We start from the raw sequence: 21,701 nt of genomic DNA, 5'->3' as shown, positions 1-21,701 counted from the left end.
CCGGAAGTGCGACGGGAGGAAAGCTAACCCGGCGCCCCGGAGGGGACAACTTTTTGCCGACTTTCGTCGTAGTGCGTCAGTGTTCCCCGGGGAGCGCGAAGAGCCCGTCGGGCGTTTGCTCCAGCAGACCGTCCACGAGCAGCGAATCCAGGCAGCGGTCGCGCTGGCCGGATTCGTGCCACACGAGGTCCAGCCGCGCCTTCTCGACCGGTCCTTCGCTACCGCGCAGGACGTCCAGCAGCAGCCCGCGCACCTGCCGGTCGGTGCCGGCGAACTTCTGCACCGGCTTGGCCGGACCGGCGTATTCGGGACGGCCGTTGTGCTGCCAGGCGCATTCGGCGTAAATCGGGCAGTCCGCGCACTTCGGCGACCGGGCGGTGCAGATCAGCGCGCCCAGCTCCATCAACGCCGCGGACAGCTTGGCCGCCGGCGCGTCTTCGGCGGGAAGCAATGCCTCGACGTCCGCCATGTCGCGCGTATTCGACGCCGGGCCAGCGTCTCCCGCGCCATGCACGGCACGCGCGACTACCCGCCGGACGTTCGTGTCCACGACCGGCGCGCGCTTGCCGTACGCGAACGTCGCCACCGCGCGCGCGGTGTACGCGCCGATGCCGGGCAACGCGAGCAGAGTGTCCACATCGGACGGAACGACGTCGCCGTGCTCCTGAGCGATGACGGTGGCGGCGGCATGCAGCCGAAGCGCGCGACGCGGGTAGCCGAGCTTGCCCCACGCACGCACGACCTCGCCGGTGGTCTCCGCGGCCAGCGCCGAGGGCACCGGCCAGCGAGCCATCCACTCCAGCCAGATCGGCTGGACGCGCGAGACCGGCGTCTGCTGCAACATGATTTCGCTGACCAGCACGCCCCACGCCGAGCAGTCCGGTTCCCGCCACGGCAGGTCCCGCCCGACGTCGGCGAACCAGTCGATCAGTACCTCGGTGTCAACTGCCACCCCGCCATTGAATACGACGGCTCTTACTTGACCTCGGTCAGGCTCCCGGCCTTCACGTCGTAGACGAATCCGCGCACGTTGTCGTTGTGCAGCAGGAAGTCGCTGCGCCGGGCGCGCTCGATCGAGGTGCGCACGCTGTCCTCGACCCTGCGGAACGCCTCGACCGCCCAGGTCGGCCGCAGTCCGGTGGCGGACTCCAGTTCGTCCTTGAACTCGTCCTCGGTGACCGTGGAGAGGCCGCAGTCGGTGTGCTGGACGATCAGCACCTCGCGGGTGCCGAGCTTGCGCTGGCTGAGCGCGAGCGAACGGATCATGTCGTCGGTGACCACGCCGCCCGCGTTGCGCAGCACGTGCGCCTCGCCCTGGAGCAGGCCGAAGATCTCGAACACCCGGATCCGCGCGTCCATGCAGGTCAGGATCGACACCTGCAGCGACGGCTTGGGGGAGGACCGGTCGCCGGGGACGATGTCGCCGATTTCCTGATTACGCTTGAGCAGCACGTCGATGGAGGTCATGGGGCACCTTTCGGCCTGCGCTTCCCCGCGGGAGCGGGCGGTTCTTCCCATGGAACCGGCCCGAGGGCGCGCACACAATGCGGTGGGCCCGAAATCACGGCAAAGGCTGGGGTGACTTGTGAGTGTTTGTGCCGGTTCTAACCGGCATAAACACTCACGACGTCACCCGCCGAACCAGGGCTCCTCGACCGTCCGCGGCGGCGCCGACGTGCGTCCCACCCGCAGCTCCGTCGGCAGCGTGATGACCTTGGGCCCGACCCGCTCGGCCGAGCTGAGCAGCAGCCGTCCGGCCACCTTGCCCTTCTCCAGCACCGGCTGATGCACCGTGGTGAGCCCGGAGCGCTCCGCCTCGGCGATGCCGTCGAAACCGGTCACCGTCAGGTCGAGCGGCACTCGCAGCCCGCGTCGCGCGGCCTCGGCCAGCGCACCGAGCGCGAGAATGTCCGAGGTGCATACCAGGGCGGTGACCTGCGGATACGCGTCCAGCAGCTGACGCGCGGCAGAGGCGCCGTCGTCCACCGTGTGGTCAAAGCGCTCGACCACCGGCACGGTCGCCCAGTCGACTCCGGCCGAGGAGAACGCCGTCGCCAGCGCCTCCAGCCGGGTGCGCTGCACGTGGAAGTGCGCGCCGCTCTGGCGTTCGGAAGTCACGAAGTCGTCGTTGCGCTCGCGGCCGAGCCGCATGCAGAGCACGCCGATCTGCCGATGGCCCAGCGCGACGAGATGGTCGGCGAGCTGCGTGACCGCGGCGGCGTCGTCCGGGCCGACCCGGTCGACGCCCTCGATGCGGGGCTGGTCGATGATCACCGTCGGCACGGGCCGTTCCAGTACGGCCGCGAGATGCGGATCGTCGTCCGGCACGGAGTACACGACGAACCCGTCCACGCCCGCGCGGTGCACTGCGGCGAGGTCTTCGCGACCGGGGCTGGCCGGCACGAGATGCAGGCCGACGCCCGCGTCCTCGCAGGCCAGCGCGAGCCCTTCGAGCACGCCGACGGCGGCCGGATCGCGGAAAGCGTAGGAGAGGTTCTCGGTCAGCAGCAGCCCGACCGCACCCGCCTTGCGGGTGCGCAGCGAGCGCGCGACCGGGTCCGGGCCGGGGTAGCCGAGCCGCCGCGCGGTCTCGAGCACCCTGCGGCGCAGTTCCGGGGAGAGCTGATCCGGGCGGTTGTAGGCGTTGGACACGGTGGTCCTGGACACCCCGAGTTCCGCCGCGAGCGACGCCAATGTCGCCTGCCTCCGGGTGCGAATAGGACGGCCCATCCGCAAACCGTAACGGTTCAGATCGTTTTCCAGAAGCGACACCCCTGTGGTGAGTGTCTCGATCCTCTCGGTGATCAAGAGCGGGTACGGCCACCCGGTGGAGTGATGCTCGCCGTTCGGATGGGGTAAAGTGAATCTGACAACGGTTTCCATTAGCAGTTCGACTCAGGAGTGCCCGATGACTTCCCGCCGCACCACGAGCGTTCTCGCCGCCGCGTCGGCTTTGGCCGTGTTCGCGCTCGGCGCGTGCTCCAGCACGTCCTCGACCGGTTCCGGGGCGGGAGGGGGAACGGGCGACCAGGTGAAGGTCGTCGCCTCCACCGACGTCTGGGGCAGCGTCGCGTCCGCCATCGGCGGCGACAAAGTGCAGGTCACGTCGATCATTCACGACCCCTCCGCCGACCCGCACTCGTACGAATCCACCGCCGACGACGCGCTCGCCGCCAAGAAAGCGCAGCTGACGCTGGCGAACGGCGGCGGTTACGACGAGTTCTTCACCAAGCTGTCCGGTGAGGCGGCCTCGGCGAAGAAACTGGTCGCCTACGACATCGCCAAGCCGGGCGAGGAGAACGAGCACGTCTGGTACGACCTGCCGGGCGTCGAGAAGGTCGCCGACCAGGTCGCGGCCGCGCTCGGCGAGATCCAGCCAGCGTCGAAGCAGACGTTCGAGGACAACGCCAAGACCTTCAAGGGCCAGCTCGACGGCCTGATCAAGAAGGCGGGCGCGCTCGGCGCCGCGCACCCGGACACGAAGGTCGTCGTCACCGAACCGGTCGCGCACTACCTGCTCAAGACCGCGAACATCGGCGACGCCACCCCGAAGGCGTTTTCCGACGCGATCGAGAACGAGACCGACGTGCCCGCCGCGGCGGTGTCCGAGTTCACCAAGCTGATCAAGGAGAAGCAGGTGAAGGCGCTGGTCAACAACGTGCAGACGGTCACCCCGCTGACCAAGCAGGCAGTCGCCGACGCGAAGGCGTCCGGGGTCAAGGTGGTCGACGTATCCGAGACGCTCCCGGCGAACGTCACGGGCTACATTGACTGGATGACCAAGGATGTGGACGCGCTGTCGGGGGCTCTGAACAGCTGATGTCCGTCCAGCTTCCCGATGCCGGCCCCGCGGTCCGCGTGCGCGGGGCCGGGCTCGCCTTCGGCGACCGCACCCTCTGGTCCGGTTTGGATCTGGACGTCGAGCCGGGCGAATTCCTGGCGGTCCTCGGTCCGAACGGTTCCGGCAAAAGCAGCTTCCTCAAGGCGTTGCTGGGCATGCAGTCGCTGTCGGCGGGCACGGTGGAAATCGCCGGCGGCCGTCCGGGCGGCGCGAACCGCAAGGTCGGCTACATCCCGCAGCAGCGCGCGATCGACGATTCGCTGACGTTGCGCGGCGTCGACCTGGTCGGGTTAGGACTGGACGGCCACCGCTGGGGCCCCGGCCTCGCCGGGATGCGCGCCCGGAAGCGCCGCGTCGCCTCGGTGATCGAATCGGTCGGCGGCACGCGCTACGCGAAACAGCCGGTCGGCCGCTTGTCCGGCGGCGAGCAGCAACGGCTGCGGGTGGCGCAGGCGCTGGTCGGCGACCCGACCGTGTTGCTGTGCGACGAACCGCTGCTGTCGCTGGACCTCGCGCACCAGCGCGCGGTCAGCGAATTGATCGACGCGCGACGGCGCGAAGCCGGGTCCGCCGTGCTGTTCGTGACGCACGAGATCAACCCGGTGCTGCAGTTCGTCGACCGCGTGCTGTACCTGGTGAACGGCCAGTTCCGGATCGGCAAGCCGGACGAGGTGATGACCTCGGAGACGCTGTCGGATCTGTACGGAACGAAGATCGAGGTGCTGCGCGTCGGCGGGCAGATCCACATCGCGGGTGCGCAAAGCGCGCTGTGCGAGGACGAACCGCATCACCACGAGCAGGAAGCAGTGGGCTGAGCCTTGGACGGCATGTTCGACTTCGCCAAGACGTGGGAGCTGATCGCGGAACTGGACAGCGTCCGGATCGCGCTGATCGCCGCCGCGGTGCTCGGCCTGCTGGCCGGGGTGCTCGGCCCGCTGATCGTGATGCGCCGCATGTCCTTCGCGGTGCACGGCACGTCCGAACTGGCCTTCACCGGCGCGGCGGGCGCGCTGTTGCTGGGCGTCGGAGTGGAGTACGGAGCACTGGCGGGTGCGGTGGCTGCCGCGCTGTTGCTGGGAATCCTGGGCATCCGCGACTCCGACCGCGATTCGGTCATCGGCGTGATCCTGTCCTTCGGGCTGGGCATGGGCGTCCTGCTGCTGTCGTTCTACAAAGGACGGTCGGCGAACAAATTCGGGATTCTGACTGGTCAGATCATCACCGTGGACAGCACGAACCTGACTGCCTTGGTGATCGCCGCGGCGGCGGTTCTGGCGGTGCTGTCGCTGATCTACCGCCCGCTGCTGTTCGCCAGCGTCGACCGCGCGGTGGCCGAGGCGCGCGGGGTCCCGGTCAAGACTTTGACGGTGCTGTTCTCCCTGCTGGTCGGCGTTGCGACGGCGCTGAGCGTGCAGGTGGTCGGATCGCTGCTGGTGGTCGCTTTGATGGTCACTCCCGCCGCGGCCGCCGCGCGAGTGACCGCCAGTCCGCTGCGCGCGACGGTGTTGTCGGTGGTCTTCGCGGAGATTTCCGCACTGGGCGGGATCGTGCTGTCGCTGGCCCCGGGGCTGCCGGTGAGCGCGTTCGTGACGTCGATTTCGTTCTTGATCTATCTGGTGTGCCGGGTGCTCGCGTGGGTCCGCGACCGTCGGCGCGGGGTGCGGACCAGCCCGGTGGAAGCAGCCCCGGTTCCAGTCGGCTAGCGGTACACGCTCACCTGCTGGCGCGAAATCGTCGGCTGGTCGATCTGGTCGAGGACGGCTGTCGCAAGATCCGCGTAGGACAACGGAATCGGCGCTGCTTGGGCGTCGAGCACGTCGCCCCCAATCCGGTACTCGCCGGTCGCCGGTGCTTCGAGCGACAACGCGGGCGGCGGTGTAATGACCAGCCAGTCCACCTCGGCGGACTGTTCCCGCCAGGCGGCCAGACTCTTCATCCGGGCTTCGGCGAAGGGGCGCAGGAAAGCGGGAAAGACCGCGGGATCCTCGAACATTCGGCCGCTGCCGGTACGAAGAGTCGCGGCGAGACCGATTTCGATCAGCCGGGCTCCCCGCGCGCCCCGAACCAGGTTCTCGACCAAACGCACGTAGTGCTCAGGGTCGAAGCCTTCGAACGACTCCGGCGGGCCGGGAAACGGCGCCACCGCATTCACTAACGCCGCGACCTCGCCCGACACGCCAGCCAGCACAGCCGCGACGCTGTCCGAGTCGGTCAGATCTCCTGCGACGACCGCGACGTCGTCCCCGAGGGCGGAGATTTCGGAGTGCCGGGCGGGATCGCGAACCACCCCGAGCACTGGGCGTCCGCGTCGCAGCGCCTCGGCGACTATGGCGAGCCCAGCCCGCCCGCCAGCACCGAAAACCACGACCGGACTGTTTCGCTTCTCAGGCACCATGTGCGCGAAGGTATCTTCGGAAAACTGGTTACTTCAACGAAACCGGAGGCTCGCGGACATGTCTGCCGATGCCCAGCTCAGCGCCCGGATGGACCCGGCGTGCCCGATGGCCGCTTTCCCCTTCCACGTCGGCGGGAAGTGGACCGGGATGGTCGTCGTCGCGTTGCTGGACGGCCCGCGGCGCTTCGGTCACCTCCGGCAAGTCCTGGGCGTCAGCAGCGCCAAAGTCCTCACCGAAACCCTGCGCGACATGGCCCGCGACGGTCTCCTCACCCGCACCGACCACCAGGCCAATCCGCCGCACGTCACCTACGAACTGACCGACCTTGGCCGCAGCCTCCTGCCCGTCATCGACGCCATGCGCGAGTGGAGCGACCAGCACCTGGCCGATCTCCTTGCCCACCGCCAAAACCACTCGCTGGCTACCGAATCGGATGCTGCGCCAACGCCGTCTTCACCGCCGAAATAAACCCCTCGTCGGTGAACGGCACCAACCCGCCGGCGACATTCCGCTCCACCGCCTGCAAAACCACCACGTGCGAGTTCACGAACTGGTCCACCGCCTGCGATTGCGGCGTCTTGTCCGTCGAATACGCGAGATACGTGAGATTCGTGAACGCCGCCTCCAGATACCGCGACGAGGCGAGGCTGAACGAGTCGCCGTAGACGAGGGTCGGCTGGTCGATCGTGCCGACGATCGGCGCGGCCGAGCGGTGCACCGGCTGGTCGATGCTTCCGACGAATTCTCCCGCGCGGTCGGTGACGCCGTCCGGGCGCAGGTTGTACCGGGTGTTCGTCTTGACGCCGGTTTGGCCGAGCAGCAGCGGCAGGTCCGCGACCGCGTCGTACTGGCCGTCCGGGGCGCTCAGCCAGCTGTTGGTGGCGCCCGGCTTGAGCGTCTCGGCGAGCGCGCGGGTCAGGACGAGGCCGCCTTCGTCGCGCCAGTGCGTGTCGTTGGGGGCGTAGATCGGGTGCCCGACCCTGGCCGCTTCGGCGGCGAGCTGCGGGCGCAGGTCGAGCGAGTGGCCTTCGGTGGTGATCTTGTACCAGTCGTTCGGCGAGGCGGCCTGCGAGCATTCCTTGCCCGGATAGCTCGCGGGCAGGAACTGCGGCACCATCGTTGTCTTGTCCGGTGTCACCACGAACACGAACTTCCGGCCGGACGCCTCGACGGCCGCGCGCAGTTCGTCGATCCGCTTCATCGTGGTGTCGATGTCCTGGGTCGGCGTGCACTTCGCCTCGGAGTCGTAGCCGTAGTACAGCCAGCCATCGGCGCCCTGAACCACCTTGCGGTACCCGGCCTGGCTGGAACCCGGTCCGCTCGGCACGGCCGGACCCGTGTTCGGCGCGCCCGGCTGCTGCAGCGGCGGTGCCGGGATCGGGCCGTTGTTCGACGCCGAGCCCTGGTCGAGCGGCGCGGCCTCGCCGAAGACGCCCTCGCTGATCCCGTTCGCCGCGTTGATCGCGCCCGCCCGGAACGACAGCTGGTCCGTCGCCCATTTGGGGAGGTTGGTGAAGAACTTGAACCCCTCGCCGAGGCTGGGGAATCCGGCGAGCTTGTGGTTCTCGATCTCGCTCGGCCGGACCCCGACGACCCACAGCAGGGTCGGCGTCACGAAGAACAACAGGGCGCTGACCAGTGCGGTCAGCTGCCGCTTGCCGTGCCGCGGGCGATGCAGCGCGTGCTCGCGGGGCAGGTAGGCCTCGTGGACTGCGGGCAGCTGCGGTGGCTCGGACACGTCACTGAGGTTAGTCAGTTCGAGTGAGCCCGGCGCGAACAACCACCGAAAAGTCAGCCGAGCATTCAGCCGAGCATGAGGAGGACTTGCAGCTCGCCGACGAGGAACCCGATCACGCCGCCCACCGCGATCAGCTTCCATTCGTCCTGCCGGAACGCCGGCCGCAGCAGGCCCTCGAACTCCAGCGGCGTCAGCGCGAGCATCCGTTGCTCCACCATCTTCGCCACGTCCATCGCCTCGGTCAGATACCCCTCGGCGTACCGCGCGGTCAGCGGCAGCTCAGCCAGCGCCCGCTGCGCCGCGGCGTGCTTCATCTCCTGCAGCCGCTGCGCGCCGACAGCGAGCGCGACCACCGGTTTCGCGGCGCTGACCTGCGTGTCCACCGCGTGCCCGACGGCGCGTTCGACCATCGCCACGAGCCGGTCCGACTTCGGGCCGCGCAGCAAGGCGTCGAGCAGATTCGGGACGGTCAGCACCTCGTTGGCGACGAGTTCGCCGTACTGCCGGGCCACCTCGGCCCGCCGCCGCTGGAACTTGCCCTGCAGGATCACCCGGCCCAGCCGCACCGGTTCGCGCGGCAGGAAGATCATCTTGATCGCCAGCCAGTCGGTGAACAGCCCGATCGCGCCGCCGAAGATCGGCAGCACCAGCGGCTGCCGGGTCAGCGCCCAGACCAGGGCCTGAACGAGACCGAGCACGAAGCCGAACACGATCCCGGCGCGCGCGATGAACGTCATCTCCGGACGGGACGTCTCCCGGATCAGCCGGACCAGCAGCGCGCGGTCGCGGGTGAGCCGTTCGACGGTCATGTGCCGGACGTCGAGGACCTCGTCCAGGTTGTCGCGGACCTCGTCCAGGAACTCCCGCACCAGCTGCGGCGCGCTGGCCTGCACCTGCTTGATCAGCAGTTCCTGCGCGATCGTGGGCATGACTTCCCACAGCCGCGGATGATGCTGTTCGAGCACGTCGCGGGCGATCCCGTCGACCGCGCGCAGCAGCGGCTGTTCGAGTTCGCGGGTGATGATCACCGGGTCGACGCGCGCGAAGACCTCGTCGATGTCGAGCAGGTTGGCGGTGAGCAGGTCGGTCGCGATCGCGGCCATCCGCCCGCCGTGCTTGGGCACCACGCCCTGCCAGCCCAGGAACGGCCGGATACCGACGAATTCGAGCGGCCGGAACATCATTTCGATCGCGACGCGCTTGGTGACGTAGCCGATCAGCGCGGCGACGAACGGCATCGAGACGTACACCGGCCAGTGCCGCGCGAAGTCGTCCAGCACCGCGTCCACCGGGTCTCCCTCCCCGCTCCGGAAGGAAACCGTATCGTGTGCCTGGCTACCCGAGGAGAAGCAACGCCTGCAGCTCGCCGACCAGCCCGCCGATCACCGCGCCGACGGCGATCAGCTTCCATTCGTCCTGCCGGAACGCGGGCCGCAGCAGCTGCTCGAACTCGAGCGGGCTGAGCCGGCGCATCCGGTCCACGATGGTGTTGCGGACGTCGAGCGCGTTGATCGCGTACGTCTCCGCGTGCCGGATGGTGTCCGGCACCCGCTCGGCGGCTTTCGCGGCGGCGACCTGCTTCATTTCCTGGAACCGTTTCGTGCCCACCGCGATCGCGACGAACGGCTTCACGACGCTCGCCTGCGCGTCGATCGTCTTCTGCACCTCACGGCTGATCAGCGAGAACAGCCGGTCCGCCTTCGGCCCGCGCAGCACGGCTTCCAGCAGATTCGGCACGGTGATGATCTCGCGCGCGATCATGTCGCCGTAGTCGGCGGCCACCTCGTCGCGGCGCTTCTGGAACACGCCCTGCCAGTTGTAAAAGCCGAAGAACCGTTTCGGCTCGCGCGGCAGGAAGATCATTTTGAGCGCGAGCCAGTCGGTCAACCAGCCGATCGCGAGTCCGAACAGCGGAAGCACGATCGGCGACTTGGTCAGCGCCCACACGAGCAGCTGCACGCAGCCGAGAATGAACCCGAACCAGATCCCCGACCGCGCGATGAACCGCATTTCCGGGCGCGAGATGTCGCGGATCAACCGGTTGAGCAAAGCCTTGTCGCGCACCAGGTTCGTGACGACCATGTGCTTGAGGTCGAGCACGTCCTCGATGTTCTGGGAAATCTCGCGCATGATCTTCGTGATCGCCCGCGGCGCCTCCGCCTGCACGCGTTTCAGCAGCAGCTGCTGCGCGCCGGACGGCAGCATTTCCCACAGCCGCGGCTGGTAGGTCTCCATCACCTCGCGGGTGACGTCCTCGACCACGCGCAGCAGCGGCTGTTCGATCTCCTTCGCGACCTGCGCCGGGTCGAGCCGGGCGAAGATCTCCCGCGGATCGACGAGATTGGTCGTGAGCATTTCGGTCGCGGTCGTCGCCATCCGCTCGGCGTTCGCGGGCAGCACGCCCTGCCAGCCGAGGAAGGGCCGCAGGCCGACGAATTCGAGCGGCCGGAACATCATCTCGATCGCGACGCGCTTGGTGACATATCCGATGAGCGCCGCGATGAACGGCATGGAGACGTACACCGGCCAGTGCTCGGCGAATGTGTGCACGCGCGTCCCCTCCGTGTTGCCTACGGAACGGTAACCCGCGCGTTCAGTGGAGCAGGAGCAGGACCTGCAGTTCGCCAACCAGCCCGCCGATCACCGCGCCGACCGCGATCAGCTTCCATTCGTCCTGTTTGAACGCCGGACGGAGAATGCCCTCGAACTCCAGTGGCGTCAGCTGCTGCATCTTCTCGACGATGGTGTTGCGGACATCGAGCGCGTCGGTCGCGTAACTCTCGACGTGCTTGACGGTCTCCGGCAGATACGCGATGGCCTTCTCCGCGGCGGCCTGCTTCATCTGCTGGTACTCGCGCCCGCCGACAGCCAGCGCGACCAGCGGTTTCGCCAGCCCAGCCTGCGCGTCGACGGTTCGTTGAACTTCCCGCGTAACGAGCGCGAACAACTTGTCCGCCCGCGGCCCGGTCAGCACAGCCTCCAGCACATTGCCCGCCGTGAGCACTTCTTCCGCGATCAACGCACCGTAATCCGCCGCGACCTGCGCGCGGCGTTTCTGGAACATTCCCTGCCAGGTGAAGAAGAGGAACTTGCGCGGCTGACGCGGGTAGAAGATCATTTTGAGCGCGAGCCAGTCTGTGACGAAGCCCGTGACGAAACCGAAGATCGGCATGATCACCGGTTGTTTCGTGAGCGCCCACGCGATGAGCTGGACGAGCCCGATGACGAATCCGAACCCGATCCCGCTGCGCGCGATGAACCGGAACTCGGGCGCGGCGACCTCGCGGATCAACCGGCAGGTGAGCGATTTGTCCCGGACCATGGCGTTGATCAGCATGTCGTTGACGTCGAGAACTTCGTCCACATTGGCCGACACTTCCCGCATCAGCCGCTTCACGACCACCGGCGCCTGCGCGCGGACGCGGTCCACCAGCAGTTGCTGCGCGCGGGCGGGCAGCATTTCCCACAACCTCGGCTGATAGGTCTCGAAGACTTCGCGGGTGACCTCGTCGACCGCCTTCAGCAGCGGTTCTTCCAGCTGCGCGACCATTTCTTCGGGATCGAGCCGGGCGAAGACCTCGCGCGGGTCGAGGAGGTTCTTGGTCAGCAGGTCGACCGCGGTGGTCGCCATTCGCCGGGAGTTGGCCGGGATGACGCCCTGCCAGCCGAGGAAGGGCCGGATGCCGCGGAACTCGAGCGGCCGGAACATCATCTCGATCGCGACGCGTTTGGTCAGGTAGCCGATGAGTGCCGCGATGAACGGCATGGTCGCGTACACGTGCCAGTGCGCGGCCAGGTCGGCGGCGATGGCTGAAAGGTCCATGCGTCTGCCCCGTTCGCCCGCGCGGTACGTCGAGGGGACAGGATGCCATGCGTGACGTCGGGTTTCGCGCTTTGTAATACAGCCGTTTGGCGGTACGTGCCGCAGGTGCCCCGATCACTAAGGTAGCCCGATGGTCGCGCCCGAAAAGCCGCAGCACCCCGCCTTTGCTGTTACCCGGAAGGGCTACGACCCGCATCAGGTCGACGCCCGCATCGCTCAGCTGACCAGCGAACTGAGCACGACTTCCCACGGCCGCGACGAGGCGGTGGCGACAGCGGGCGAGCTCACGAAGGCTCTGACGACAGCCCAGTCGGAGCTCTCCGAAGCGAAGGCCGCGCTAGTCCGAGTCACCTCGAGTCCGGCCGGCGCCGGCGCGATCTCCGAGCGCGTGCGGATGATGGTGCAACTGGCCGAGGAGGAAATCGCCGACCTCCGCCGCTCCGCGGAAGCAGACGCGTCCTCGACCCGCGGCGAAGCGGACCGCTACGCGCACGAAACCCAACGGGCAACGGACAAAGCGGCTAAAGAAGCGGAAGCGGAACGCCAGCGTCTGCTGACGGAGACCCACGCCGACCTCGCCGCGCGCTCGGAAGCCCTGGACGCCCGGGTCGCGGCCGCGGAGAAGGACTTGGCCTCGCGACAGGCGGATCTGGAGTCCCGGATCGCGGCCGCGGAAGCGGATATCGCTACTCGCACCGCCGCCGCGGACGAGGAGATCGCGACCCGCCTGGCGGATCTGGAGGCACGGCTCAAGGCGGGCAACGAAGACATCGCCACCCGCACTGCGGCGGCTGATGCGGACATCGCCGCGCGCACGGCCGCGGCCGATTCGGAGATCGCGACCCGCCTGGCCGCGGCCGACGAGGACATCTCCACGCGCACGGCTGCGGCTGATTCGGACATCGCTACTCGCACCGCCGCAGCTGATTCGGATATCGCCACCCGTACCGCGGCGGCCAATGAGGACATCACCTCGCGCACCGCCGCAGCCGACGCCGAGATCGCGTCCCGCACCGAGGCCGCCGACCGCGCCCGCACCGAAGCCGACGAGGCCGCCGCCCGGGCTCGCGCCGAGGCCGACCAGGCTTCCGCCTCCACTCGTGCCGAAGCCGACCAGACGGCGCTAGCTGCCCGCACCCAGGCCGACGAAGCCGCAGCCGAAGCCCGAGCCAAGGCCGACGCCGAATCCCAACACGCCCGCCTAGCCGCAGACGCCGAAGCCCGCCGAATCCGCGACGAGAAGGATGCGGAAGCCCTCCGCGTCCGCACCGAAGCCGACGAAGCGGCCGCCCAGGCCCGCGCCGAAGCAGACGCCGCCGCCGAAGCCGCCCGCCTCGCCGCCGACGAAGAATCGGCCCGCGTCCGCGCCGAAACGGACGCCGCTGCCGAAGCCGAGGCCGCCAAACTCCGAGCCGAAGCCGACCGTCGAGCGTCGGAAGAGATCGCGATCAAGAAGGCACAGGCCGAAACCGCCCTCGCCGACGCTCTCCAAAAGCAAACCGAAGCCACCGAATCGCGCACCCTGGCCCTGGACCTGCGCACCAAGGTCGCCGACCGAATCGCCGCCACCAACGAAGCTGTGCAGGAGGCATTGCGCTTTCTCGGTACGCAGGAAGAGGAAGCCGCCGCTGCGGAGACTTCGCAGGCTTCAGCCGACGCACCTTCGCCGACTGACTCGCCCGCACCCGCCCTGCCCCAGCCGACCCCGCGCGCAGCCGCATCCGCGACTCCGGACGCGGCCCCGCAGGAAACCGCCAAACCCGCGGACCCGTCGGCCCCTCGTACGGGCAATGGCAATGGCCGTCGCCCCGGTCGCCCCCGGGCAGGCCGTTCCTGACCTACGCCAGCTGACCCGGGTCGCATCCGCGACTCGGGACGCAGCGGCGGCCGGAGACTCGCAGTCAACCGCCAAGCCCGCAGACCCGGCAGCAAATTCCCTGGCCGGAACGGAACATGCGGGAAGATCGCGCCGAGGAAGAGTTGGCTCCGCCTGGCGAACCTGCCGGACCGGTGCGGTCGCGGCTGCTCGCACAGTGAATTCCATGGCCGGAATGGGACAACCCCGTGGATCCCGCCAAGGAAGATGAGAGGCTAGCGACTACCCGCGATCCTCAGGAGTTCCGAATGTCCGTACCGCCGGGTTTCCCTTCACCGACCCCCGCGTTGGCCCGCCGCCGGACGAACCTTCCGGCCGGTGTGGTCGCGGCCGCCCTCGGGGGCTGCACGGTGATCGCGCTGGTGTGGTTCGTCTTCGCGAACGTGGTGATCGGCGGCCCGTTCAGCAAGTGGCCAGGCATGGTGTGGACGAACGTCGTGTGCGGCCTGATCTCCGCGTTCGCCGTGGCCGTGCCTGCCGGTTTCCTGCTCGCGCGGCACGTCTGGGCGGCCTGGACCTTGTTCGGGCTGTGTCTGCTGTACGTGGTGGTGGTTGTGGCCGTACCGATGCCGGTGGGCACGAGTTTCAGCGCGCACCTCGACTTCGTGCTCGGCTTCCACAAGAGCAACGGGGTGCCGATCGGTCTGGCCACGATCTTCGCGTTCCTTACCGCGATCGCCGCGCTCGTCTCCGCGACGGTGCGGACGCCGCGCCGCTGAACGAAGTAGCAGAAATCCGGTTCGATCGCCTCGGCGCACGTCTCCTTCGGAGTGCCGCCTGAGACGGGCTGACCAGACCGAGGGTTAGCCTCGCAACGACCCCAGTCGCATCACCCCACCGCCACTGTGAACAGTTCTTCGTCAATCCAGCCACGGTCCCGTAGCTCCCGGCAAAACCGTTGATACGAAGCCAGCATCGCCGCTTCCTCACGAGGATCAGGCGCGACGAGCGACCCCACCGGCATGTCCGCGCACACCGCACTGAGCCCACCCGGAGTGCACCCCGCCGCCGCGAGGAGCGCCGCGCCGTACCCCGTTTCTGCCTGTGGTGCCACCTGCAGTCCAAGGCCGCTCACCGTAGCCCGGATCCGAGTCCACAAAGGACTCTTGCTGCCGCCGCCCGCCGCGAGGAGCGGGTCGCGGACCGAAACGCCCAGTCGTCGTAGATGATCCAGTGCGAGTCTTTCGAGGAAGGCGACTCCTTCCAGCCGGGCCCGGTGCAGTTCGACCTCGTCAGCTGGAGTGCCGAGGACGAATCCCTCCGCTTCGCCATGCGCGAAGGGGAAACGTTCTCCCTTGCGCCGCAACGGGAACGTCACCACTTCGGCCGGGCCGCGTGCGGCAGCGGCGGCATCCAGTTCCGTCAGCCGTGGACTGTCCGAAACGGACTCACCGCCGGTATTCGACGCGCCGCCTGGCAACCACCAGCCGTCGGGATGCCGGTGGCTGTACATGACTCCCGTGGAATCCGGCACCAGTGATTCCGTGACGCCCTTCAGGACATAAGTGGTCCCCAGAATCCCGACGAACCGGCCTGGTTCGACCGCGCCCGCGGCCAGCTGTCCCGCGCATCCGTCCGTCATGCCCGCCACCACGAGACATCCGGTGGGCAACCCAGCGATCGGCACTGAAATCTCACCGAGCACGGTCGTCGGAGCGACGACCGGCGGCAGCATTCCTTCTGGCACGCCCAATCCGGCGAACACCTCGGACGGCCATTCTTCAGCCAGCGGGTCGTAGCCACTCTTCAGCGCGTGCGACCAATCCGCCGCGACCGGATGTCCGGTCAGTTTCGCCGCGATCATCTCCGGCGTGTGCCGGACGGCCGCTGCCTCGGTGTTCTCGGCCAGCCACGCGATCCGGCCGAGTGCCGCCGTCGGCGAGACTCCTGAACCCAGTTTCCGCCACCGGTTAGCACCGAGTTCCACGGCCTTCGCGTTGTGGTCCGCGCCGCGCCGGTCGTCGTACATCAACGCGGGCGTAACCGGTTCTCCTGCGGCATCGACTCCGACGATCGTCCCGGACGTCGCCGCGATCGCCACTGCCGAGACCTCCGCGCCGCGTCCGGGCAGCGCGGCAGTGACCTCGGTCAGCACCGAACAGACCGCGGGCCACCACGCCGACGGATCCTGTTCGCTGCGGCCGCCGCCCGCGCGCACCGGCGCCGGCAGCGACGCCGATGCGGTGGCGAGGACCGAGCCGCCGCGCACCGCGAAGGCGCGAACCCCCGCGGTGGCGACGTCGATGCCGACCGAGACCTGCTCGTTCACGCCGTGCTGACCCTTTCTTCGACATCCTGCAGGCTGCCGTCGTGCGCGAGTGCTTTCTCGGTTTCCTCAGGCAGCTTCAGGAATCGCACCAGCACCGCGGCCACCAGGTACAGCGCGGCGAAGATGATGACCACTCCAGCGGCGCCGGCCGGCCCGAGGAACAGCGACACAATCGCCGGCCCGACGAACGCCGCCGCACCCGCGCCGAGGTTCAGCAGAGCCATCGCGCCGCCCTTGTGCTCGGGGGCCAGCGACGGCAGCAGCGCGGAGATCGGCACGAACCCGGCGAGCGTCGCGCCGTAGAGCGCGCCGACGAGCAGCGCGAGCCAGTAGTACTGCGCGCCCATCGCGACCGGCACGAAGTACAGCAGCAGGATCGAGATCGCGCAGCCGATCGCGCCGAACCAGAAAATCGTGGTGCGCCAGCCGATCCGGTCGCTCAGCACGCCGAAGATCAGGTTGAAGAAAATGTTCGTCCCGTAGATCACCGACACCAGCAGCAGCCAGCGGCTCTCCCCGAAGCCGATTTGGGAGATGAAGATCGTCGGGAAGAACACCAGCATGCCGAATTCGGGCGCGGTGTTGATGACCCGCACGATCATGCCGACGCCGACCCGCGGCTTCTTCCACGCGATCGACACGCTGGAAACCAGGCTCTGCACGGGTTTCACGTCAGGCGGTGCGAGCCTGCGGTACCCCGTGCGCTGCCGGACCCCGAGCACCGCCACGAGTCCGCCGATGCCGAGCAGCACGACCGCCACCCACAGCGTGCCGTAGTGGCCGAACAGCGGGTTGGTGAAACTCGCGACGAGCGCGCCGAGCGTGGGCAGGCCGCCGGTGAAGGCGAAGTAGAACCAGCCGACTGCCGCGCCGAGCCGGGCGACCGGAGCCACCGCGGTGATCCACACCAGGAAACCGAACGCGAACATCGGATAGCCGAATCCGCGGATGCCGTAGCAGATCAGCATTGCCGCGTAGTTCCCGCCGGCGAGGCCGAGCGTCAGGAACAGCGCGTCGAACACCAGCCAGATGACCAGGCCGATGACCATCACCCGCCGTGGTCCCCACAGTTCGGACAGCGCGCCCGACAGCCACGACGCCAGCATCACGGCGATGCCGTACACGGTGATCACGTACGACGCCTTGATTTCCGTGCCCGCGCCGTTGTCCGCCATGTACGGCGCGATGAAGCCGGACTCCACTCCGTCGCCGATCATGAACAGGAGCAGTCCGACATACCCGAGGAACAGGGGCGCGGGCAGCCCCCATTTCGTGAGCAAGCGCCCGAAGCCCGACTTGGGCAACTCCGCTGTTGCCGACTCGTTCATACACGCCTCCATGACGTCGAGATCAAACGTATCATGGACTGTGTGAACTTCGCACGCAAGAGTGTTATGAAGTCGATCAGTTGTCGGGATGTTCGGCGACCTGCACCTCGACCCGGCTGCGCAGCTCGTCGACGTAGTGCGGATCGGCCTCCTCGTCCACGATCAGCAGGTCGTAATCGTCCAGCGGGGCGAGCCGGTGCAGGGCCGTGCGCTTCATCTTGCTGTGGTCCATCAGCAGCACCTTGTGCCGCGCGGCGGCCAGCATGGCCCGCTTGATCATCACGATCTCGGGCTCCTGGTGGAAGCTCATCGACGTGCTCATCGCCGAGGTCGACACGAACGCGATGTCCACCGAGAGCCGCTCGATCGACTCGATGCTCTGCATGCCGAGGAACGAGTCGTGGGTGGGCGAATAGTCGCCGCCGATGCAGATCAGCCGCAGCTCGTGCACGTTCTTGAGGACGTCGATCGCGGCGAGGTAGTTCGTGGCCACGGTCAGCGGAGTCACGTCGACCAGCAGCCTGGCCAGTGCGAGCGCGCTCGTGGAATCGTCGAGCAGCACCGACATGCCGGGCTCGACCTGCTCCACCGCGTGCATCGCGATCAGCCGTTTGGCGTCGACGTGCGCGTTCATCCGGTATTCGGCGTTGCTCTCGAACACCGTCGACGGCATCGCCGAGACGCCGCCGCGGTACTTCCGGACCAGGCCGCGCCGGGACAGCTCGTCGATGTCCCGGTGCACCGTCATCATGCTGACGCCGAGCAGGTCGACGAGCTCGCCGATGGTCGCCGAACCCTGCCGGAACACGTGCTCGGTCAGCTTCTGCTGACGGTTCTCGCGGGGGTGGGCGGCAGGCTTTTCGCTCGACATGCCGTGATTATCGCGGTTCCACTGGGAGGTTGAAGCGCACCAGGGCAGTTCGGTCACCGCTCACCTCCAGTTCGGTGACGGCCGCGTTGTCCAGGCGCGGAAACACGCCGCGGTAGCGGGACAACGGGATGCCGAGCAGTTGGCACAGCGTGAGCCGCAGCAGCGTGTTGTGCGCGACGACCAGTGCGGTTCCGCTGGTCGCGGCGGCAATCGCGCGGATCGCGCGTGCCCCGCGCTCGGCCGCTTCGGCCGGATCGTCGGCGCCCGGGAACGCGCCGGCGACCGGGTCGGCGAGGAAGCGTTCGACCGCCTCGGGATTGGTCTGGCGCACCTCGTCGCGGGTGCGGCCCTCGGCGATCCCGAAATAGGTTTCCCGCAGGTCGGCAACGATTTCCGGGACCAGTTCAAGCGCCTCGGCCGCCGGTTCGATCGTGCGCCGGGCGCGTCGTTGCGGCGAGCAGAACAACCCGTCCGGTTTCACTCGGCGGGCGTACGCGGCCAGCGCGTCGGCCTGGCGGATCCCCTCCTCGGTCAGCGCCACCTCGCTGGTGCCCGCGTAGCGGTTCTCCGCGTGCCATTCGGTCTGCCCGTGCCTGGCCAGCAGCAGCCGTGCTCCCACTCGTGCCCTCCTTGCGTGTGAACACCCTTGCGAACTTCTCAATGTCGCTGTTAACTTAACATTGCTCGTGTGAAACGGGCTCGCTCTCTGAAGGGATCTGGTGGATGACGCTCGACGCGGTGGTGTTCGACCTCGACGGTGTCCTGGTGGAAAGTGAACACCTCTGGGAGGAGAACTGGGTCGCTTTCGCCGCTCGCCACCAGGTCGAGTGGACGGCGGAAGACACGGCCCAGGTACAAGGCATGAGCGCGCCCGAATGGGCCGGCTATCTCGCGCGCCGGTGCGGAGTGCCGGACCAGGCGGACGAGGTGGAACGCGCGGTGGTCGACGGCATGATCGCCTCGATCGACGCGGGCGAAGCGCCGTTGCTTCCCGGCGCGGGCGCGATGGTGCGCGAGGTCAGCGAGCGGGTCCCGGTCGCGCTCGCGTCGTCGGCCGCCCGCCGGGTGATCGACGCGGTGCTGGAGAAGCACCAGCTCACCGGCGAGTTCACCGCGACGGTGTCCAGCGCCGAGGTCGCGCGGGGCAAGCCGAATCCGGACGTGTACCTGGAGGCGGCGGCCCGGCTCGGCAAATCGGGAAGCGAATGTCTCGGGGTCGAGGACTCGAGCAACGGCATCCGGGCGGCGGCCGCGGCCGGGCTCACGGTGATCGCGCTGCCCAACCCGACGTACCCGCCGAAGCCGGACGCGCTGGAGCTGGCCAGCGCGGTGGCCGCGAGCAATGACGACGTCCGACTGAAGCTCCTGGCCTATCTGGCCGGCGAGCCGGTGGCTGCGAAGGACTGAACGATGACCACCTTGGGTTCCCCGGACACGTTCAAGCGGCAGTGGCTGGACGGGTTCGTCACCGCGTACGGCCGCACAGTCCAGAAGGTGCCGGATGCCTACGGCGTCGTCCGCCGCGAGGCTCCGGCGAGCCCGAAGGTCGCGGTCGTGATCGGCGGCGGATGCGGGCACTACCCGGCGTTCGCCGGTCTCGTCGGACCTGGGCTGGCGGACGGCGCGGTGGTCGGAGACGTGTTCACGAGCCCGAGCGCGGAGCAGGTCTACCGCACGGCGCGGGCGGCGGACAACGGCGCTGGCGTCCTCTTCGGTTTCGGCAATTACCAAGGCGACGTGCTCCACTTCGGACTCGCCGCCCGCAGGCTGGCGGCGGAAGGCATCCCGAGCCGCACCATCCTGGTCACCGACGACATCGCGAGCGGCCCGGCGACTGAACCGGAGCGCCGTCGCGGCGTAGCGGGCGATTTTCTGGTCTTCAAGATCGCGGGCGCGGCGGCGGAACGCGGTTACGGCCTCGACGCGGTGCACGAGGTCGCGGCGAAGGCGAACGCTCGCACGCGGACGTTCGGCGTCGCGTTCGGCGGCTGCACGCTGCCCGGCGCGGAGGCGCCCCTGTTCACCGTCGCGGACCAGGAAATGGAGCTGGGCCTCGGAATTCACGGCGAGCCAGGCGTGCGCACGGTCGGCAGGTTGTCCGCGGCGGAGCTGGCGGACGAACTGGTCGACGGGCTCCTGCCGGAGCTGCCCGAGGGCGACGGCCGGGTGGTCGTGCTGGTGAACGGGCTCGGCCGCACCAAATACGAGGAAATGTTCGTCACGTACACCCGCGTGCACGAACGGCTCGCCCAGGCCGGGCTCAGCCCCGTGCACTCCGAGGTCGGGGAGTTCGTCACGTCGCTCGACATGGCCGGAGTTTCGCTGTCGATCCTGGTGCTGGACGACGAATTGGCCGAGTTGTACGCCGCGCCGTGCGACACCCCGGGCTATCGCACCAGCGGCGCCGAACTGGCCACGGTCGAGCTTGAGTCCACAGTGGACGAACTGCTGACCGCGGAGGCTCCGGGAACCAGCGTCGTCGACCGGGTGCTCACCGCGGCTTTGCGCAGCATCGAGGAGAACGAAGCCGAGCTGGGCCGGCTCGACGCGGTGGCCGCGGACGGCGACCACGGGCTCGGCATGACTCGCGGAATGCGCGCCGCGGTCGCCGCCGCGCGACGCGAGCCGGACACGGTTTCCGGTGCGCTGCTGGCTGCCGGCACCGCGTTCGCCGATGCGGCTGGCGGTGCCTCGGGCGCGTTGTACGGCGTGCTGCTGGCCGAAACCGGAGCCGGTCTCAGCGGCGTGGCCGCCGACGACATCACCACGGCAATGCTTGCCGACGCGGTCGACGGTGCGGTTCGGGCGTTCTGCGAGCTGGGCAAGGCCGAACCGGGGGACAAGACGATGCTCGACGCGATCGAGCCGTTCCGGGCCACGCTGCGAGAGCAGGTGGGCTCGGAGGTAGTGCAGGCATGGCGGAAAGCCGCCGAAGCGGCGGTCGTAGCCGCGCGGGAGACCGCGCATTTGCGTCCGGCGAAGGGACGCGCGGCGCGGCTCGCGCAACGGAGCGAGGGTCATTCGGATCCGGGTGCGGTGTCGTTCTCGCTGCTGGTCACGGCTGTCGGCGAGGAGCTGGAAAGGAGCGCTGACTGATGCGCATCGTGGTGGCGGCGGACAACGCCGGGGTCGAACTGAAGAATCAGCTGCGCGACCTGCTTCAAGCCGATGAACGAGTCACCGAGGTGACCGACCTCGGCGTGCCGGACGCGGCGGACGACCGGGCGTACCCGTTGCTGGGGCTGGCCGCGGCGGAAGCGATCGCTCGCGGCGAAGCAGACCGCGGCGTCCTCGTGTGCGGCACCGGCATCGGCATGGCGATTTCGGCGAACAAGGTGCCTGGCGTGCGGGCGACGGTCGCGCACGATTCGTACTCCGCCGAGCGGTCGATCAAATCGAACGACTGCCAGGTGATCACCTTCGGAGCGCGCGCGATCGGCCCCGAGGTGGCGAAGAAGATCGTGGCCGAATGGGTCGGGTACCGCTTCGACCCGGCGTCGGCCAGCGCGACCAAGGTCGCGCACATCACCGAATACGAGAACGCCCACTGACCAAGGCG

General features: G+C 68.5%; 21 protein-coding genes. 9 read left to right on the top strand and 12 right to left on the bottom strand.

The window, feature by feature from the left end; genetic code table 11:
• Window positions 1-76 precede the first annotated feature (76 nt).
• The 3 genes from ABD156_RS02050 to ABD156_RS02040 all read right to left on the bottom strand — a co-directional run bounded on the left by ABD156_RS02050 (window position 77) and on the right by ABD156_RS02040 (window position 2,730).
• Window positions 77-952, bottom strand: a complete 876-nt coding sequence (locus ABD156_RS02050; protein ID WP_344265410.1) for an HhH-GPD family protein — start codon at window positions 950-952, stop codon at window positions 77-79.
• A gap of 23 nt (window positions 953-975) precedes the next feature.
• Window positions 976-1,467 (bottom strand): beta-class carbonic anhydrase, encoded by a 492-nt coding sequence (locus ABD156_RS02045; protein ID WP_344265407.1) that lies wholly within the window; start codon window positions 1,465-1,467, stop codon window positions 976-978.
• Window positions 1,468-1,629: 162 nt separating this feature from the next.
• On the bottom strand, window positions 1,630-2,730 hold the full coding sequence (locus tag ABD156_RS02040) for a LacI family DNA-binding transcriptional regulator (RefSeq protein WP_037809317.1): 1,101 nt from the start codon (window positions 2,728-2,730) through the stop codon (window positions 1,630-1,632).
• Window positions 2,731-2,908: 178 nt separating this feature from the next.
• Between ABD156_RS02040 and ABD156_RS02035 the strand changes: the two genes are divergently transcribed.
• The 3 genes from ABD156_RS02035 to ABD156_RS02025 are packed head-to-tail and all read left to right on the top strand — an operon-like array spanning window position 2,909 to window position 5,544.
• Entirely contained in the window at window positions 2,909-3,820 is a 912-nt protein-coding gene (locus ABD156_RS02035) for a metal ABC transporter solute-binding protein, Zn/Mn family (protein WP_344265398.1), read from the top strand.
• On the top strand, window positions 3,820-4,656 hold the full coding sequence (locus ABD156_RS02030) for a metal ABC transporter ATP-binding protein (protein ID WP_344265395.1): 837 nt from the start codon (window positions 3,820-3,822) through the stop codon (window positions 4,654-4,656). The genes ABD156_RS02035 and ABD156_RS02030 overlap by 1 nt, the downstream gene beginning before the upstream one ends.
• Before the next feature lie 3 nt (window positions 4,657-4,659).
• A complete protein-coding gene (locus tag ABD156_RS02025; protein WP_344265392.1) occupies window positions 4,660-5,544 on the top strand; it encodes a metal ABC transporter permease in 885 nt (294 codons plus the stop codon).
• Here the strand turns inward: ABD156_RS02025 and ABD156_RS02020 are convergent.
• Window positions 5,541-6,236, bottom strand: a complete 696-nt coding sequence (locus ABD156_RS02020) for an NAD(P)-dependent oxidoreductase (RefSeq protein ID WP_344265389.1) — start codon at window positions 6,234-6,236, stop codon at window positions 5,541-5,543. The two genes, ABD156_RS02025 and ABD156_RS02020, sit on opposite strands and share 4 nt — an antisense overlap.
• Window positions 6,237-6,294: 58 nt before the next feature.
• On the opposite strand from ABD156_RS02020, the gene ABD156_RS02015 reads away from it, so the two are divergent.
• A complete protein-coding gene (locus tag ABD156_RS02015) occupies window positions 6,295-6,705 on the top strand; it encodes a winged helix-turn-helix transcriptional regulator (RefSeq protein ID WP_344265386.1) in 411 nt (136 codons plus the stop codon).
• Here ABD156_RS02015 and ABD156_RS02010 read toward each other — a convergent pair.
• The 4 genes from ABD156_RS02010 to ABD156_RS01995 form a co-directional block, all read right to left on the bottom strand.
• Window positions 6,659-7,975 carry an alginate O-acetyltransferase AlgX-related protein gene (locus ABD156_RS02010; protein ID WP_344265383.1) on the bottom strand — a complete coding sequence of 439 codons (1,317 nt, stop codon included), beginning with the start codon at window positions 7,973-7,975 and terminating at the stop codon, window positions 6,659-6,661. The genes ABD156_RS02015 and ABD156_RS02010 overlap by 47 nt on opposite strands.
• Window positions 7,976-8,040: 65 nt before the next feature.
• Window positions 8,041-9,264: a DUF445 domain-containing protein gene (locus tag ABD156_RS02005; protein WP_344265380.1), complete on the bottom strand. Its 1,224-nt coding sequence runs from the start codon at window positions 9,262-9,264 to the stop codon at window positions 8,041-8,043.
• Window positions 9,265-9,310: 46 nt separating this feature from the next.
• On the bottom strand, window positions 9,311-10,486 hold the full coding sequence (locus tag ABD156_RS02000) for a DUF445 domain-containing protein (RefSeq protein WP_344266677.1): 1,176 nt from the start codon (window positions 10,484-10,486) through the stop codon (window positions 9,311-9,313).
• An 82-nt stretch (window positions 10,487-10,568) separates the two neighbouring features.
• On the bottom strand, window positions 10,569-11,798 hold the full coding sequence (locus ABD156_RS01995) for a DUF445 family protein (RefSeq protein ID WP_344265377.1): 1,230 nt from the start codon (window positions 11,796-11,798) through the stop codon (window positions 10,569-10,571).
• Between the two features lie 130 nt (window positions 11,799-11,928).
• On the opposite strand from ABD156_RS01995, the gene ABD156_RS01990 reads away from it, so the two are divergent.
• Together ABD156_RS01990 and ABD156_RS01985 are read left to right on the top strand one after the other, a co-directional pair.
• Window positions 11,929-13,635: a coiled-coil domain-containing protein gene (locus tag ABD156_RS01990; RefSeq protein WP_344265374.1), complete on the top strand. Its 1,707-nt coding sequence runs from the start codon at window positions 11,929-11,931 to the stop codon at window positions 13,633-13,635.
• Between the two features lie 287 nt (window positions 13,636-13,922).
• The gene (locus ABD156_RS01985) at window positions 13,923-14,393 is read left to right on the top strand and encodes a hypothetical protein (RefSeq protein WP_344265371.1); all 471 of its coding nucleotides are present in this window, start codon (window positions 13,923-13,925) and stop codon (window positions 14,391-14,393) included.
• A gap of 110 nt (window positions 14,394-14,503) precedes the next feature.
• Here the strand turns inward: ABD156_RS01985 and ABD156_RS01980 are convergent, their stop codons facing one another.
• The 4 genes from ABD156_RS01980 to ABD156_RS01965 form a co-directional block, all read right to left on the bottom strand.
• Window positions 14,504-15,943: an FGGY-family carbohydrate kinase gene (locus ABD156_RS01980; protein WP_344265367.1), complete on the bottom strand. Its 1,440-nt coding sequence runs from the start codon at window positions 15,941-15,943 to the stop codon at window positions 14,504-14,506.
• Window positions 15,940-17,271, bottom strand: coding sequence for an MFS transporter (locus ABD156_RS01975; RefSeq protein ID WP_344265364.1), 1,332 nt, complete (start codon window positions 17,269-17,271; stop codon window positions 15,940-15,942). The genes ABD156_RS01980 and ABD156_RS01975 overlap by 4 nt, the downstream gene beginning before the upstream one ends.
• 76 nt (window positions 17,272-17,347) lie before the next feature.
• Window positions 17,348-18,142 carry a DeoR/GlpR family DNA-binding transcription regulator gene (locus tag ABD156_RS01970; protein WP_344265361.1) on the bottom strand — a complete coding sequence of 265 codons (795 nt, stop codon included), beginning with the start codon at window positions 18,140-18,142 and terminating at the stop codon, window positions 17,348-17,350.
• Between the two features lie 7 nt (window positions 18,143-18,149).
• Entirely contained in the window at window positions 18,150-18,761 is a 612-nt protein-coding gene (locus ABD156_RS01965) for a histidine phosphatase family protein (RefSeq protein ID WP_344265359.1), read from the bottom strand.
• Window positions 18,762-18,865: 104 nt separating this feature from the next.
• On the opposite strand from ABD156_RS01965, the gene ABD156_RS01960 reads away from it, so the two are divergent.
• From ABD156_RS01960 to ABD156_RS01950, 3 genes are read left to right on the top strand one after another with little or no spacing between them, the layout of a single operon-like run.
• On the top strand, window positions 18,866-19,549 hold the full coding sequence (locus tag ABD156_RS01960; RefSeq protein WP_344265356.1) for an HAD family hydrolase: 684 nt from the start codon (window positions 18,866-18,868) through the stop codon (window positions 19,547-19,549).
• Window positions 19,550-19,552: 3 nt separating this feature from the next.
• Complete coding sequence (locus tag ABD156_RS01955; RefSeq protein ID WP_344265353.1) at window positions 19,553-21,238, top strand: dihydroxyacetone kinase family protein; 1,686 nt, start codon at window positions 19,553-19,555, stop codon at window positions 21,236-21,238.
• A complete protein-coding gene (locus ABD156_RS01950; protein WP_067576815.1) occupies window positions 21,238-21,693 on the top strand; it encodes a ribose-5-phosphate isomerase in 456 nt (151 codons plus the stop codon). Before ABD156_RS01955 ends, ABD156_RS01950 begins: the two co-directional genes overlap by 1 nt.
• Window positions 21,694-21,701: the final 8 nt, after the last annotated feature.

The sequence above is a fragment of the Amycolatopsis albidoflavus genome (assembly GCF_039525725.1).
Classification (GTDB): Bacteria; Actinomycetota; Actinomycetes; order Mycobacteriales; family Pseudonocardiaceae; genus Amycolatopsis; species Amycolatopsis albidoflava.
This window is presented reverse-complemented; position numbering and strand designations above follow the sequence as displayed.